16 protein-coding genes and 1 pseudogene are annotated in these 14,879 nt (G+C 70.1%); 8 read left to right on the top strand and 9 right to left on the bottom strand.

Annotation, left to right across the window (positions count from 1 at the left end; genetic code table 11):
* The first annotated feature begins 42 nt into the window (after positions 1-42).
* The 3 genes from ACZ4WS_RS09955 to ACZ4WS_RS09945 are packed head-to-tail and all read left to right on the top strand — an operon-like array spanning position 43 to position 2,981.
* On the top strand, positions 43-1,380 hold the full coding sequence (locus ACZ4WS_RS09955) for a ferredoxin reductase family protein (RefSeq protein WP_467979266.1): 1,338 nt from the start codon (positions 43-45) through the stop codon (positions 1,378-1,380).
* Positions 1,381-1,399: 19 nt separating this feature from the next.
* Positions 1,400-2,200, top strand: coding sequence for an FMN-binding protein (locus ACZ4WS_RS09950; RefSeq protein ID WP_467978893.1), 801 nt, complete (start codon positions 1,400-1,402; stop codon positions 2,198-2,200).
* Positions 2,201-2,243: 43 nt separating this feature from the next.
* A complete protein-coding gene (locus ACZ4WS_RS09945) occupies positions 2,244-2,981 on the top strand; it encodes an FAD:protein FMN transferase (RefSeq protein ID WP_467979265.1) in 738 nt (245 codons plus the stop codon).
* 134 nt (positions 2,982-3,115) lie between these two features.
* On the opposite strand, the gene ACZ4WS_RS09940 is transcribed toward ACZ4WS_RS09945, so the two are convergent.
* The 6 genes from ACZ4WS_RS09940 to ACZ4WS_RS09915 form a co-directional block, all read right to left on the bottom strand.
* Complete coding sequence (locus tag ACZ4WS_RS09940) at positions 3,116-3,652, bottom strand: arginine repressor (protein WP_388868828.1); 537 nt, start codon at positions 3,650-3,652, stop codon at positions 3,116-3,118.
* Positions 3,653-3,672: 20 nt separating this feature from the next.
* A complete protein-coding gene (locus ACZ4WS_RS09935) occupies positions 3,673-4,872 on the bottom strand; it encodes an acetylornithine transaminase (RefSeq protein WP_467978890.1) in 1,200 nt (399 codons plus the stop codon).
* On the bottom strand, positions 4,869-5,777 hold the full coding sequence (argB, locus tag ACZ4WS_RS09930) for an acetylglutamate kinase (RefSeq protein ID WP_467978888.1): 909 nt from the start codon (positions 5,775-5,777) through the stop codon (positions 4,869-4,871). Before argB ends, ACZ4WS_RS09935 begins: the two co-directional genes overlap by 4 nt.
* Positions 5,774-6,952, bottom strand: coding sequence for a bifunctional glutamate N-acetyltransferase/amino-acid acetyltransferase ArgJ (gene argJ / locus ACZ4WS_RS09925; protein WP_467978887.1), 1,179 nt, complete (start codon positions 6,950-6,952; stop codon positions 5,774-5,776). The genes argB and argJ overlap by 4 nt, the downstream gene beginning before the upstream one ends.
* Positions 6,953-7,067: 115 nt before the next feature.
* The gene (gene argC / locus ACZ4WS_RS09920) at positions 7,068-8,096 is read right to left on the bottom strand and encodes an N-acetyl-gamma-glutamyl-phosphate reductase (RefSeq protein ID WP_467978886.1); all 1,029 of its coding nucleotides are present in this window, start codon (positions 8,094-8,096) and stop codon (positions 7,068-7,070) included.
* 207 nt (positions 8,097-8,303) lie between these two features.
* Positions 8,304-8,693, bottom strand: a complete 390-nt coding sequence (locus ACZ4WS_RS09915; RefSeq protein WP_467978885.1) for a DUF5997 family protein — start codon at positions 8,691-8,693, stop codon at positions 8,304-8,306.
* 82 nt (positions 8,694-8,775) lie between these two features.
* On the opposite strand from ACZ4WS_RS09915, the gene ACZ4WS_RS09910 reads away from it, so the two are divergent.
* Positions 8,776-9,564, top strand: coding sequence for a LysR substrate-binding domain-containing protein (locus ACZ4WS_RS09910; RefSeq protein ID WP_467978883.1), 789 nt, complete (start codon positions 8,776-8,778; stop codon positions 9,562-9,564).
* 35 nt (positions 9,565-9,599) lie between these two features.
* On the opposite strand, the gene ACZ4WS_RS09905 is transcribed toward ACZ4WS_RS09910, so the two are convergent.
* Positions 9,600-9,767, bottom strand: coding sequence for a hypothetical protein (locus tag ACZ4WS_RS09905; RefSeq protein ID WP_467978881.1), 168 nt, complete (start codon positions 9,765-9,767; stop codon positions 9,600-9,602).
* Between the two features lie 311 nt (positions 9,768-10,078).
* On the opposite strand from ACZ4WS_RS09905, the pseudogene ACZ4WS_RS09900 reads away from it, so the two are divergent.
* The 3 genes and pseudogenes from ACZ4WS_RS09900 to ACZ4WS_RS09890 all read left to right on the top strand — a co-directional run.
* Positions 10,079-10,267 (top strand): annotated as a pseudogene (locus ACZ4WS_RS09900) (aminotransferase class V-fold PLP-dependent enzyme); the annotation flags it as partial.
* Between the two features lie 34 nt (positions 10,268-10,301).
* Positions 10,302-10,721: a MerR family transcriptional regulator gene (locus tag ACZ4WS_RS09895; RefSeq protein WP_467978879.1), complete on the top strand. Its 420-nt coding sequence runs from the start codon at positions 10,302-10,304 to the stop codon at positions 10,719-10,721.
* On the top strand, positions 10,718-11,161 hold the full coding sequence (locus tag ACZ4WS_RS09890; RefSeq protein ID WP_467978877.1) for a carboxymuconolactone decarboxylase family protein: 444 nt from the start codon (positions 10,718-10,720) through the stop codon (positions 11,159-11,161). Before ACZ4WS_RS09895 ends, ACZ4WS_RS09890 begins: the two co-directional genes overlap by 4 nt.
* Here the strand turns inward: ACZ4WS_RS09890 and ACZ4WS_RS09885 are convergent.
* Positions 11,148-13,631 carry an alpha-L-arabinofuranosidase C-terminal domain-containing protein gene (locus ACZ4WS_RS09885; protein ID WP_467978875.1) on the bottom strand — a complete coding sequence of 828 codons (2,484 nt, stop codon included), beginning with the start codon at positions 13,629-13,631 and terminating at the stop codon, positions 11,148-11,150. The two genes, ACZ4WS_RS09890 and ACZ4WS_RS09885, sit on opposite strands and share 14 nt — an antisense overlap.
* Positions 13,632-13,768: 137 nt before the next feature.
* Here ACZ4WS_RS09885 and ACZ4WS_RS09880 point away from each other — a divergent pair, with 137 nt between their 5' ends.
* Positions 13,769-14,230 carry a DUF6314 family protein gene (locus ACZ4WS_RS09880; RefSeq protein ID WP_467978874.1) on the top strand — a complete coding sequence of 154 codons (462 nt, stop codon included), beginning with the start codon at positions 13,769-13,771 and terminating at the stop codon, positions 14,228-14,230.
* Positions 14,231-14,235: 5 nt separating this feature from the next.
* Here the strand turns inward: ACZ4WS_RS09880 and ACZ4WS_RS09875 are convergent, their stop codons facing one another.
* A complete protein-coding gene (locus ACZ4WS_RS09875) occupies positions 14,236-14,820 on the bottom strand; it encodes a histidine phosphatase family protein (RefSeq protein WP_467978872.1) in 585 nt (194 codons plus the stop codon).
* Positions 14,821-14,879 lie beyond the last annotated feature (59 nt).

Raw genomic sequence — 14,879 nt, 5'->3', positions numbered from 1 at the left:
GTGTCCACGATCGCCGGTGGCCGCGCCGCGCGGCGCCAGACCATGCGCCGCATCCGCCCTCGCCGCTCCCCCGCCGTCCCCCTGCTGCTCGCCGTGTGGGCGGGCGCGGCCGGGGTCATCTGGCTGTGGTGGCACAACACCCCGTCCATCGCGGACGACAACAGCAAGATCCTCAACGCGGGCCGGATCACCGGGCTGCTCGCCGGGTACCTGATGGCGCTCGTGGTGCTCCAGATGGCCCGGGTGCCCGCCCTGGAGCGCCGGGTGGGCTCCGACCGGGTCGCCCGCTGGCACGCGATGAGCGGCCGCTACACGATCTGCCTGGTCCTCGCCCACCTCGTCCTGACGATGTACGGGTACGCGCTGCAGGCCGGCAGGAGCTTCGGCGACATCGTCCAGCAGACCATCGACTCGATCAACCAGCTGCCGGACATGGGCAAGGCGGCGATCGGCACCGGTCTGCTGCTGCTCATCGGTCTGCTCTCCATGGGCCCGGTGCGCCGCAGGATGGGGTACGACACCTGGTACCACGTCCATCTGCTCACCTACGCGGCCGTGTTCCTGACGTTCTGGCACCAGCTGTCCACCGGAAACGACTTCGCCGTCGAGCCCGTCGCGAAGACGGTCTGGTACGGGCTGTACGGGACGGTGACCGCGCTCGTGTTCTGGTACCGGATCCTCGCGCCGATCCGGCTGAACCTGAAGCACCGGATGCGGGTCGAGGCGGTGATCGAGGAGACGCCCGGGATCGTGTCGGTGCTGATCAGCGGGCGCAAGCTGCACCGGATGGGCGCGGAGGCCGGGCAGTTCTTCCGCTGGCGCTTCCTGGCGCCCGGCATGCGGCTCAGCTCCCACCCGTACTCGCTGTCGGCGGCGCCCCGCCCCAACATGCTGCGCATCACGGTGAAGGCGATCGGCGACCACAGCGCCGCGCTACGCGACCTGGAGCCCGGCACCCGGGTCTGGGCCGAGGGCCCGTACGGGGCGCTGACGGCGGCCAAGCGCAGCCGCGGCAAGGTGCTGCTGGTGGCGGGCGGCGTCGGCATCACGCCGATGCGGGCGCTGTTCGAGACGCTGCCCGGCGCGTCCGGCGACCTGACGCTGCTCTACCGGGCCAACAGCACCCAGGACCTGGCCCTGTGGGACGAGCTGGCGGTCATCTCCAAGGAGCGCGGGGCCCGCCTGATGTACGCGGTGAACAGCCCCGACGGGGAGCGCCCGGACATCTCGCCGGACACCCTGCGCCGCAAACTGCCGGACATCGAGCGCCACGACGTCTTCCTGTGCGGGCCGCCCGGCTTCGCCCAGCAGGTGTACGAAGCACTGCGCGGCGCGGGGGTCCCCGCCCGCCGCATCCATCACGAGTCGTTCGAGATGTGAGCGACGGGAGTCAGGAGCGATGAAGAAGAGCCACCCCATTCGGCGCGTCATGCTCGCCACCGCCGCCACCGTGTCCGGGATCGTCCTGCTGCTGTCGCTGAAACCGGCGTCCGATCCGGCCGCCGCGTCGGCGCAGGGCGGAGCGGCACCCCAGCAGACGGCGGCCGGGCAGGAGTCGCCCCAGGGCGGCGGCGCGTCGCAGACGAACTCGCAGACCGTCACCGGAAACGTCGCCCAGACCCAGTACGGGCCCGTCCAGGTACGGCTCACCATGAGCGGCGGCAAGATCACCAAAGCGGAGGCCGTCCAGGCGCCCAAGGGCGGAACCAGCGACCAGAAGACCGCCCTGGCCATCCCCAAGCTCAACGAGGAAGCCGTCGCCGCGCAGAGCGCGGACGTCGACGCGGTCTCGGGGGCGACCTACACGAGCGGCGGGTACAAGCAGTCCCTCCAGTCGGCCCTGGACAAGGCCAAGGCCACGACCGGCGGCAGCGGTACGTCGGGATCCTCGGGGTCGTCCGCGTCGCCCCAGGCCCCTGCCGCACAGGCCCGTACCGTCACCGGAAACGTGGTCCAGACCCAGTACGGGCCCGTCCAGGTCCGTATCACGGTGGACGGCGGCAAGATCACCAAGGCGGAGACCGTCCAGGCCCCCAGCGGCGGAACCAGCGACCAGAAGACCGCCCTGGCCGTGCCCAAACTCAACCAGGAAGCGGTCGCGGCCGGGAGTGCGAACATCGACGCCGTCTCCGGTGCCACCTACACCAGCGGCGGATACAAGCAGTCCCTCCAGTCGGCCCTGGACAAGGCCGGTGGCTGAGTCCGCGGAGGCGCCGCCCGCGCTGCGCCACGCCGAGGAGGTCATGGGCACGGTCTTCTCCTTCGACGTACGAGGAGGGGAGCCCGATGCCGTCCAGCCGGCCTTGGAGGAGGCGGTCGCCCAACTCCACCGTGTGGACGAGGTGTTCAGCACCTACCGCGAGGACAGCCAGCTCTCACGGCTCGCCCGCGGAGAGCTGAGCGTCGAGCAGTGCGATCCGGAGGTCGCCGAGGTACTCGGTCTGGGCGCCGAGGCGGAGCGTCTGAGTGAGGGCTGGTTCAGCACGAGGTACGAGGGCCGGCTCGACCCGACGGGGATCGTGAAGGGCTGGGCGACCGAGCGCGCGGCCCGGCACATCGCCGCGGCCGGGGCGAGCGGGGTGAGCGTGAACGGCGGCGGTGACGTCCAGTTGTACGGTGTGCCCGGATCGCACCGCCCGTGGCGGGTCGGCGTGTCGGACCCGCTGCGGCCCGGGTCGCTCGCGGCCGTGGTCTCCGCCGCCGGTGCCGACGAGCTCGCGGTGGCCACCTCCGGCACCGCCGAGCGCGGCGCCCACATCATCGATCCGCGCACCGGCCTGTCCGCGGTGACCGACCTGGTCGCCGTGACCGTGGTGGGCCCCCGCCTGACCTGGGTGGACGCCTGGGCGACCGCCGCTTTCGCGATGGGCTCACGCCAGGCCCTGGACTGGCTGGAGTCCCTCCCGGACATCGAGGCCCTGCTCATCACGGCGGGCGACGAGGTCAGATGCACAGGGGGCCTGGCTCAACGCCTGGGCTGACTGAAACGCCCCGGCAAGGGCCGCGGGGCCGGGTCACATATGCGACTCCGCCGCGTGGGCGCGACCAGCCACCGCCGGCCCGCACGGAAAGGAGGCGCACCCCGACCCGGGGTGCGCCTCCACCGTCGTACACCTCAATGATTGTTCTGAGCCAACCGCAGCAAGTGATCGGCCAGCGCCTGCCCACCCGTCGGATTGCGGCTGATCAGCAGCAACGTGTCGTCACCGGCGATGGTGCCGAGGATGTCGTGCAGCTCCGCCTGGTCAATGGCCGAGGCGAGGAACTGCGCGGCCCCCGGAGGGGTGCGCAGGACCACGAGATTCGCGGACGCCTCCGCGGAGATCAGCAGCTCCGCGGAGAGCCGCCGCATCCGCTCCTCCTTCGCCGACTCGCCCAGCGGCGCGCGCGGCGTGCGGAAGCCGCCCTCGCTCGGTACCGCGTAGATGAGGTCGCCGTCGTTGTTGCGGATCTTCACCGCGTTCAGCTCGTCCAGGTCCCGGGAGAGCGTCGCCTGGGTGACGCTCAGCCCGTCGTCGGCGAGGAGCTTCGCCAACTGGCTCTGGGAGCGCACCGGTTGCCGGTTGAGGATGTCCACGATCCGGCGGTGGCGTGCGGTACGGGTCTGCGGCACGGCAGGCCCGGCATGCTCGTGGTCCTGCGCCTGACTCATCGTCGTCCCATTTCTCAGGATCATCCATCCCCGTTGGCTGCGTCGAGGACGCCGGGAAGGGCCCGGAGGAACGCGTCCACTTCGTCGTCGCCGAGGTTCAGCGGCGGCATCAGCCGTACGACATCGGGGGCGGGCGCGTTCACCAGGAAACCGGCGTCCTGAGCCGCCTGCTGCACCTGGGGCGCGAGCGGCTCGGTGAGCACGATACCCAGGAGCAGGCCCGCACCCCGGACATGGTCGATCAACGGGTGACGAGAACTGCCGCCGGCGCCCTCGATTCCGTCCCGCAGCTTCTCGCTCGCGGACTTCACGTTCTCCAGGAGGCCCTCGGACGCGATCGTGTCGAGTACGGCGAGTCCGGCGGCGCAGACGACCGGGTTGCCGCCGAAGGTCGTGCCGTGGTGGCCCGGCTTCAGCAGCTCGGCGGCGCGGCCGAAGGCGACGGTGGCGCCGAGCGGCAGTCCGCCACCGAGGCCCTTGGCGAGCGTGACGATGTCCGGCAGGACACCCTCGTGCGCCTGGTACTCGAACCAGTGTCCGGTGCGGCCGATTCCGGTCTGCACCTCGTCGAGGACGAGGAGGGATCCGGTGGCGGCGGTGATGGCACGGGCGGCCTTGAGGTAACCGGCCGGGGGCACCACCACGCCGTTCTCGCCCTGGATCGGCTCGATGATGACGAGGGCCGTGTCCTCGGTGACCGCCGCGGCCAGGGCCTGCGCGTCGCCGTACGGGACATGCGTCACCTCGCCGGGCAGTGGCAGGAAGGGCTCCTGCTTGCCGGACTGGCCGGTGAGCGCGAGCGCGCCCATGGTGCGGCCGTGGAAGCCGCCCGTGGTGGCGACCATGTGCCCCCGGCCGGTCAGCCGGCCGATCTTGAAAGCGCCCTCGTTGGCCTCGGCCCCGGAGTTGCAGAAGTACACCCGGCCCTCGCGCCCGAAGAGCTGGAGCAGCCGTTCGGCGAGCGCGACGGGCGGCTCGGCGACGAAGAGGTTGGAGACATGGCCCAGGGATGCGATCTGCTTGCTGACGGCCTCGACGATGGCGGGGTGGGCGTGCCCGAGCGCGTTGACCGCGATTCCGCCGACGAAGTCGAGGTACTGCGTGCCGTCGGCGTCCCACAGCTTGGTGCCCGCACCGCGGACGAGCGGCAGGCGCGGGGTGCCGTAGTTGTCCATGAGCGCGCCCTGCCACCGCTGGGTCAGTTCCTCATTGGCGGTCATACGGCATCCCCCTCTTCCTCGTCCGGCACGACCATCGTGCCGATCCCCTCGTCGGTGAAGATCTCCAGCAGGATCGAGTGCTGGACCCGGCCGTCGATGACGCGGGCCGTGGTGACGCCGTTGCGTACGGCGTGCAGACAGCCCTCCATCTTCGGCACCATGCCGCTGGCCAGTTCGGGCAGCAGCTTCTCGAGCTCGGAGGCGGTGAGGCGGCTGATCACCTCGTCGCTGTTGGGCCAGTCCTCGTAGAGGCCCTCGACGTCCGTGAGGACCATGAGGGTTTCGGCGCCAAGTGCCGCAGCGAGTGCCGCAGCCGCCGTATCAGCATTGACGTTGTAGACATGTCCGTCGTCCTGGGAGCGGGCGATCGAGGAGACCACCGGGATCCGGCCGTCGGAGAGCAGTGCCTCGATGGCGCCCGTGTCGATTTCGGTGATCTCGCCGACCCGCCCGATGTCGACCAGCTCGCCGTCGATCTCGGGCTGGTGCTTGGTGGCGGTGATGGTGTGCGCGTCCTCGCCGGTCATGCCGATGGCGAGCGGTCCGTGCTGGTTGAGCAACCCGACCAGTTCACGCTGCACCTGTCCGGCGAGAACCATGCGTACGACGTCCATGGCGTCCTCGGTCGTGACGCGCAGACCGGCCTTGAACTCGCTGACGATGCCGTGCTTGTCGAGGGCGGCACTGATCTGTGGGCCGCCGCCGTGCACGACGACGGGCTTGAGGCCGGCGTGGTGCAGGAACACGATGTCCTGGGCGAAGGCGGCCTTCAGCTCCTCGTCGATCATGGCGTTGCCGCCGAACTTGATGACGACCGTCTTGCCACGGTGCCGGGTCAGCCAGGGCAGCGCCTCGATGAGGATCTGGGCCTTGGGCAGCGCGGTGTGCTTACGAGTAGTGCTCATGACGAGTACGCGCTGTTCTCGTGGACGTAGTCCGCGGTGAGGTCGTTGGTCCAGATCGTGGCCGTCTCGCCGCCCGCGGCGAGGTCGGCGACGATGTGGACCTCGCGGTAGCGCATGTCGACGAGCTCGCGGTCCTCGCCGACGCCGCCGTTCTTGCAGACCCAGACGCCGTTGATGGCGACGTTCAGCTGGTCGGGCTCGAAGGCCGCCCGGGTCGTACCGATGGCGGACAGGACACGGCCCCAGTTGGGGTCCTCGCCGTGGATGGCGCACTTGAGGAGGTTGTTGCGGGCGATGGAGCGGCCCACCTCGACGGCGTCGTCCTCGGTCGCGGCGTTGATCACCTCGACCTTGATGTCCTTGCTGGCGCCCTCGGCGTCCCGGATGAGCTGCTGACCGAGGTCGTCGCAGACCGTCCGTACGGCCTCGGCGAACTCCTGGTATTCCGGGGTGACTTCGGAGGCGCCGGAGGCGAGCAGCAGCACGGTGTCGTTGGTCGACATGCAGCCGTCGGAGTCGACGCGGTCGAAGGTGGTCTTCGTGGCCGCGCGCAGCGCCTTGTCCAGGGTCTCGCTGTCGAGGTCGGCGTCCGTGGTCAGCACCACGAGCATGGTGGCCAGGCCCGGCGCGAGCATGCCCGCGCCCTTGGCCATACCGCCGACGGTCCAGCCGTTCTTCGTCACGACGGACGTCTTGTGGACGGTGTCGGTGGTCTTGATGGCGATGGCGGCCTTCTCGCCCCCGTGCGGGCTGAGCTGGGCGACCGCCTTGTCGACTCCCGGCAGCAGCTTGTCCATCGGCAGGAGTACGCCGATGAGGCCGGTCGAGCACACGGCGATCATGCCGGGCGCGTGACCACCGGTCTCGTCGAGCCCCGCGCTGTTGAGGGACGCGGCGACCTTCTCCGCGGTGGCGTGGGTGTCCTGGAAGCCCTTCGGCCCCGTACAGGCGTTGGCGCCACCGGAGTTGAGGACGACGGCGGTCAACTCGCCGCTCTTGAGGACCTGCTCCGACCACAGCACCGGCGCGGCCTTCACACGGTTGGAGGTGAAGACGCCCGCGGCGGCGAGGCGGGGTCCGTTGTTGACCACGAGGGCCAGGTCCGGGTTGCCGTTCGCCTTGATTCCGGCGGCGATCCCGGACGCCGTGAATCCCTTTGCTGCCGTGACACTCACTGCATCTCCTTGTTCGCTTCTCCGCCCGTGCAGCGCAGAGGTGCGGCCTTCGTAGTTGTCTGCGGCCCGGTGGCTGCACGTGCTCCCCCAGCTACCGCTGGGCGGTACCCCCAGCTCACGGTGCGACTCCGATCGTGGAAAGACCCAGCTCCTCGGGGAGCCCGAGGGCGATGTTCATGCTCTGGACGGCACCGCCCGCGGTGCCCTTGGTGAGGTTGTCGATGGCGCTGATCGCGATGATGCGGTGCGCGGCGGCGTCGTACGCGACCTGGACCTGAACGGCGTTGGAACCGTAGACGGACGCCGTGGCGGGCCACTGCCCCTCGGGCAGCAGGTGCACGAACGGCTCGTCGGCGAACGCCTTCTCGTACGCGGCCCGCACCGACTCGGCGGTGACCCCGGCCTTCGCCTTGGCGCTGCAGGTGGCGAGGATGCCGCGGGGCATCGGGGCGAGGGTCGGTGTGAAGGAGACGGTGACGGGCTCACCGGCGGCCGCGCCGAGGTTCTGGATCATCTCGGGGGTGTGCCGGTGGACGCCGCCGACGCCGTACGGGGACATGGAGCCCATGACCTCGCTGCCGAGCAGGTGCGGCTTGGCCGCCTTGCCCGCGCCGGACGTCCCGGACGCGGCGACGATCACGGCCTCGTTCTCCGCCAGCCCGGCCGCGTACGCCGGGAAGAGCGCGAGGGAGGCGGCCGTCGGGTAGCAACCGGGCACCGCGATGCGCTTGGACCCCTCCAGCGCGGCGCGAGCACCCGGCAGTTCGGGGAGGCCGTACGGCCAGGTCCCGGCGTGCGCGGAGCCGTAGAACTTCTCCCAGTCGGCCGGGTCCTTCAGCCGGAAGTCGGCGCCCATGTCGACGACGAGGACGTCCGGGCCGAGCTGCTCGGCGACGGCTGCGGACTGCCCGTGGGGCAGCGCGAGGAACACGACGTCGTGGCCCTCGAGCACGTCGGGGGTGGTCTCCTGGAGGACTCGGTCCGCGAGCGGCAGCAGATGCGGCTGCAGCGCACCCAGGCGCTGGCCCGCGTTGGAGTTTCCGGTCAGAGCGCCGATCTCGATCTCGGGGTGCACCAGGAGCAGACGCAGCAGTTCCCCACCCGCGTACCCACTCGCTCCCGCCACTGCCGCACGTACCGTCATGGAACCCTCCTCTTGGATGGCATGACTATACGTTTCGCTGCACGTTTATGCAATCCACCCTGAGGGCCTCCGCCACCCTGGCGATCTCTGCCCGGCCCGGGGGCGCACGAAGCGTTGCCGGAAATGGTTCCGCCCCCGATGCCGCTGCGGCGGCATCGGGGGCGGACAAGACCTGCGCGCCGCCCGGTCCGGGGGCGCGATCCAAGATCACTGCTGGGTGGCGCGCTCCGCGTTCTTCTCCTTGATGCGCGCCGCTTCCTTGCGGACCTCGGCCTGCGTGGCGCGCTCGCGCTGCAGCCACTCGGGACCTTCCTGCTTCAGCGCCTCGATCTGCTCCGTGGTGAGGGCCTCGGTGACCCCGCCCCGCGCGAGCCCCGCGATGGAGATGCCCAGCTTGGCCGCGACGACCGGACGGGGGTGCGGGCCGTTGCGGCGCAGCTCCTGGAGCCACTCGGGCGGGTCGGCCTGCAGCGCACTCAGCTCCGCACGCGAGACGACACCCTCCCGGAACTCGGCGGGGGTGGCCTCGAGGTACACACCCAGCTTCTTCGCCGCGGTCGCGGGCTTCATGGTCTGGGTGGTCTGGTGCGACGTCATGGTGTCAAGGGTATCGAGGGTATGAGCTGCCGCCGACCATCGCACGTGCGTGAGCTGCGACCACGACCGATAGCCTGGTGAGGTGACAGGCTCGGAAGTATCCCCTTCGTTCCGGCTCGCCTATGTCCCGGGAGTGACACCCACCAAGTGGGTGCGGATCTGGAACGAGCGGCTGCCCGACGTCCCGCTGACCCTCGTCCAGGTGGCCGCCGACGAGGCATTCGACCTATTGCGCGGCGGCGGCGCGGACGCGGGTTTCGTACGGCTGCCGGTCGACCGGACGGACCTCAGCGCGATCCCCCTCTACACCGAGACGACGGTGGTCGTGGTCCCCAAGGATCACGTGGTGGCGGCGGTCGACGAGGTGTCCACGGAGGATCTCGCCGACGACATCGTGCTGCACCCGCTCGACGACACCCTCGACTGGGAGCGACTGCCGGGACAGCCCGCGATCGAGCGCCCGGCGACGACGGTGGACGCCATCGAGCTGGTGGCGGCGGGCGTGGGGCTCCTGGTCGTCCCGCAGTCGCTCGCCCGGCTGCACCACCGCAAGGACCTCACCTACCGCCCGGTCACGGACGCCCCCGAGTCGCGCATCGCGCTGTCCTGGCCACAGGACGAGACCACCGACCTGGTGGAGGACTTCATCGGGATCGTCCGCGGCCGGACCGTCAACAGCTCACGCGGACGTTCGCAGGCCGCGGCCGCGGCCGCGGCTCAGCCGAAGGCCAAGCCCAAGCGCCCCGCCGCGGGCGGCGACGCACGGCGCAAGTCCGCGGCGGGCAAATCGACCGGCAAGAGCCCCCGCAGCGGTGGCTCCGGAGGCTCCAAGGGCGGCGCCAAGCGCGGCAAACCCCGCCGCCGCTCGTAGCCGCGACCCCACCCAGGGGCGGCCGGGTACATCGCTCAGTGGGCGATCATCCGGTCCTCGAGCCACCCCGGTGCGCTCGGTGCCGCGCTCGCGCCGGCGGCGTACGAGAGAGCGGCCGGGGACGATACACCGGTGCCGCCGTGCTCGGGGTGGATGAGATACGCGACCGCCGTGGTCCCGATCATGCCGAGGGCCAGTCGCACGGGGTCGCGGAGATCCGTGGTCCAGCGGCAGGTGCCGAGGCCGGCGACGAGGGAGTGCGGGTTGCCGCCGGCGGCGCCGCGGAGCAGTTCGGCGCCCTCGGCGGGGACGTCCAGCCATCGCGCGTCCGGCTCGACGGAGCCGTTGACGGCGAACAGGAGGCGCGCGGGGCGGCCCCCGACTTGCCTGGGGACGTCGTAGAGCTGCAGGTCGGAGCCCGAAGGTTGGGGTCTTCCTCGCCTTCTCCGGCCACAAGACGCTCGGGCCGGACGACATCGATGCGCTGCGAGGCCGGCTCGAACTCCTCGCGGATCTCGACGAGCGGGGCTTCGCCGTCCGCGTCGGGCATCACTGTGCCCGCCCGATCGCGCGACGCCACGGGATCCCGGCGACCACCCGGGCGACCTTCTACGTCTGCAACACCCCGGCGGAGGTCGACGCCGGGCCGAGGGGATCCGCGCAGCTCAGAGGTATTTCGGGAGTGTTCGCGGGCAGGGCTTGACCTGGAGCGCGCTCCAGGTTCTACCGTTCTTGTCATGACCAGCGGACAGCCCCTCCCGCGCAGCCAGGAACCGACGCTCACCATCGCCCAGGTGGCCGAGCGGACCGGCCTGTCGCACGACACGCTGCGCTACTACGAGAAGGCCGGCCTGATCGAACGGGTCGGCCGGACCACCGGCAACCAACGCCGGTACGAGGCAGCGGATCTGGCCTGGCTGGAGTTCCTGATCCGGCTGCGCGAGACGGGCATGTCGATCGCGGACATGCAGCAGTTCGCGCGGTTGCGGTCACGGGGTGACGTCACGGTCCCCGACCGGCTGGCGATGCTCCGGGAGCACCGCGCCGACCTCGCGGACCGCATCCGTGCGCTGCGCCGCAACGCGGCCTCCCTCGACGACAAGATCGACCACTACGAACGGCTGCTCGACCAGCCGGGATCGGACGACCTCACATGATCAACACCACCTCCACCACCCGCGAAGAGCGCTTCGAGCACGGCCTGGAGGTCCTCAAGCGGGTCGACGGCGAGGCCGGAGAGCGGGTCGTCGCCGCCCTGTCCGACATCAATCCCGAGCTGGGGCACCAGATCGTCGCCTGGGCCTTCGGCGACCTCTACGACCGTTCCGAACTCGCTGCTCGTGACCGCCAGTTGGTGACCCTCGGCGTGCTCACCGCGCTGGGCGGCTGCGAGGTCCAGCTGGAGGTGCACGTCAACGCGGCCCTGAACGTGGGGCTTTCGCCGGAGCAGATCGTGGAGTCCATGCTGCACTCCACGGTGTACTGCGGCATACCGAAGGCGATGAACGCGAGCCTCGTCGCGAAGAAGGTCTTCGCCGAGCGTGGGCTGCTGCCGGTCGGACAGCAGCCCACGGGGTCCGTGGCTACTTCTTCTTGATCCTCAGGAACGTCACGGAATTCGCCGGGAAGGTGTACGTGAACTTGTCGGCGACTCCTTCGAAGGTGGACTTGACCGGGGCGACCGCTGTGGCCGTCTCGGAGTTCACCGCGTCGGGCGCGGCCTCAAGCGTGGTGACGGCAGCCTCGCGGCCCACCTTCGCCCCGCCCAGGTCGATCGCCGTACGGGCGTCCGCGGACTGGGCGTTGACGACCTTGACGATGAGGTCACCGGTCTTCGCGTCCCGCGTGACGACCTGCCGGAACGGCTCGGCGGGCTTGTCGTCGGTGAAGCTCCCCCACTCCTGGCCATCGAGGTAGAGGGTCACCTGGCGGCCCCGCACCTTGATGTCGATGTCGTACGCCTTGCCCGTCTCGATCGAACCGGCCTTGGAGATCAGCGTCGACTTGCCACCGTCCACGGCCTGTTCGACCGCCGAGGTGGTGTTGTTCCAGCCGCCCAGGTTCCACCAGTAGTAGTTGCCGGTGTCCTTGACGCCGAAGGCGACGAGGAAGCCCTCCTTGCCGGACTTCTTGGTGGCCTTCACCTGCAGGTCGTAGTCGTGCCAGGCCGGGTCGCCCGCCTGGACCATGGTGTTCGTCGCGGACTCGTCGGTCTGCACGTACTGCCCGTCCTGGAGGCTCCAGCTCCCGGTGCCGGTGTGGGTCCACTGGGAGGCGTCACCGCTGAAGTCGTCGCTGAGCAGTGCGGTCCCGTCCTCGCCGGTGACCTTGACGTCGTCGTACGCCGCCGTGGTCGCCCAGGTCGACAGGCCGACGGCGCCGGAGATGGGGGCGCTCAGTGAAGGTGTGCCGGTGGCGGTCGACGGCACGACCCGGTCGCCGACGTTGCTCATGAAGAGCTTCTGCACTTCATAGTCGGCGGAGCCCCAGGAGGCATGGTTGTTGAACCAGATCATGTCGGGGCGCCACTGCACATAGTCCTCGTTGGCGAGCAGCGGGGCGTACGAGGCGAGCTTCACGACGTCCGCGTTGCGCTCCAGGCCGGTCATGTAGGCGGCTTCGGAGAGGGCGTTCTTGAAGGTGTTGCCGCCGGAGGCGTACTCGCCGAGGAAGACCTTGGGGCCGTTCCTGTCGTACGCGTCGTAGCGGTCGTTGTTCTGCAGGAACCACTGCGGGCTGTTGTAGTAGTGCTCGTCGACCATGTCGACGTTCGCGTCCTTGTTGAGCTGCCACGCGGTGTCGAAGGTGGTGCCCGAGTCGTCGGGGCCCGCGTTCGAAATCACCTTGATGTTCGGGTACTTGGCCGCGATGGCGGCGCGGAACTGCTTGAAGCGGGCGAAGAACTCGTTCGGCAGGTTCTCCTCGTTGCCGACTTCGAGGTGGGTGAGGTGGAAGGGCTTGGGGTGGCCCATCGCCGCCCGCTTCTTGCCCCATTCGCTCGTCACCGGCCCGTTGGCGAACTCGATGAGATCGAGGGTGTCCTGGATGTGCCGCTTGAGCAGCGCGTCGTCGTCGGTGGCCTTGTTCTGGCCGCAGCCGGTGACCAGCGCGGGTACGACGGGCAGCGGCATCGCGCCGATGTCCTCGGCGAACTGGAAGTACTCGTAGTAGCCGAGCCCGTAACTCTGGTTGTATCCCCAGAAGTTGGAGTTGGTGGCGCGCTGCTCGACCGGGCCGATGGTGTCCTTCCACTGGTACGAGCGCTTGCGCTCATAGCCCGACGCCTCGTCATATCCCTGCATGCTGCCGGTGTTGACCAGACAACCGCCCGGGAAGCGGACGAAGCCCGGGTGGAGCGCGGCGATCTTCTCGGCGAGGTCCTTGCGCAGGCCATGGCCCTTGTACGTGTCCTTGGGAATCAGCGAGATCATGTCGAGGGCGACCGGGCCCTCGGCGGCGACGGTGAGGCGGCCGGTGGTGCTGGTGCGGTTCGCCGTGAACTTCGCTTGATACTTGGCCCAGCCGCCGCGCGCGGTGACCTTGCGGGCCTCGGCGAGCGCGCCCTCGGAGTCGTGCAGCGTCACGGTGAGAGGCGCGTTCGCGTCGGCGCGGGCCCAGACCGAGAAGTCGTACGCCTTGCCGGACTCGACCGAAATCCCGGTGTTGTACCCGGAGTTGGTGACGGACGAGCCGCCGTCCAGGGCGAGATAGGTGCGGTTGCGGGCGTTCAGGCGCCCGTCGTCGTTCACGGCGTTCGCGGTGCCGGTGGTGGCCCACGAGGTGAGCGGCGTGTAGGAGCTGTTGTCGGCGGTGCTGTACTCGAACGACCGGTTCTGCACGAGCTCCGCGTACAGGCCGCCGTCCGCGGCGCGGTTGATGTCCTCGAAGAAGACGCCGTACATGGTGTCGTCGATCTTCGCGCCCGAGCTCTTCGGGTCGACGGTGATCGCGTAGTCGGTGACGTCGGCGGCGGCGCTCGCCGGAGCGGCCCCGGGAACGACGGTGGAGGCCACCAGGAGGGCGGTGGCCGTGAGTCCGAGTCTCCAGCGGGTGCGGGTGGGTGACATGGATACTCCGCGGCTCTGTAGTGTTGAGTTGTTCGAAATATCAGACATCGATCAGTACTTCGAACGGCAAGATAGGGAGGGGGCCAGAGCGCGTCAATGGGTCGCGCAGCAACGGAAGTGACGGAGAGCGGGACGGAATGGGCGAGCTCTGGCCAGTGGCCGACGTGCTGACGTACCTGGCAGGGAGCTGGCGGGTGGAGCGCTCGGTGCGGGATCTGGCGAGTGGCGCCGAGGGGCACTTCACGGGGACGACCGTTTTCTCGCCACTCGAAGACGGAGGTGACGGCCTCCTGCATCACGAGTCCGGCACCTTCGTATGGCAGGACACGCCCCGGCCCGCGGAGCGCACGCTGTGGTTCCTGCCGGGAGAGCGCCCGGGCACCGCGGCCGTACGGTTCGCCGACGGCCGCCCCTTCCACGACCTGGACCTGACCACCGGGCGGCATGTCGCCGACCATCCGTGCGCGGCGGACCTCTACCGGGGCGAGTTCACGGCGTACGCGGAAGACCGCTGGCGCACGGTGTGGCGCGTCGGCGGGCCCGCCAAGGACCTCGTCCTGACGACCGACTACGCGCGCGGGACGACCGGCCGCCCATGACGGAGTTAGACGCGCTGCATCCCGGCCTCGAGCCGCAGATTCCAGCGGCCGTTGTTCCCGGTGAAGGTGACCGTCGACAAGGGGCGCACGTCGATGTTCCAGTACGTCGACGGCTGGGCCTTGAGCGCGTAGACGAGCGCGGCCCGTACGACCGAGGGTTCGGCCACCGCGACAATCCGGCTGCCGTCGTCCGCGGGGCGGGTGTCGAGCCAGCCGCCGACGCGGGAGATGAAGGACATCAGGGACTCGCCGCCGTGCGGGGCGGAGCGCGGGTCGGCCAGCCAGGCGTCGACGGCCTCGGGCTCGCGGGCCATCGCCTCGCCCAGCGTGAAGCCGCGCCACCGGCCCATGTCGCAGTCGCGCAGGGCCAGCTGGACGAGCGGCGCGTAGCCGAGGGCGTCGCCGGTCGCCCGACTGCGGGGCGTGGGTGAGCAGTAGCGCAGCTCGGCCGCCGCCAGCGGCACCAGCTCGGCGGCGGCGCGCTGCACTTCGTCCCAGCCCGCCTGGTCCAGCGGCCGGTCGTCCTCGAAGCGCTCCGCGAGCAGCGAGGAGCTGCGCGCGGCGGCGACGAACGTGACCCGAAGATGCATGCGCAGATCGTGGAGTGCCGAAGTCCGCAGGTCAAGGGGGGTTACGCAGGGTACACGCG

It is taken from the genome of Streptomyces sp. NPDC029292, from assembly GCF_055569295.1.
The sequence above is the reverse complement of the archived record's forward strand: the minus strand, read 5'-3'. Positions and strand labels throughout refer to the sequence as shown.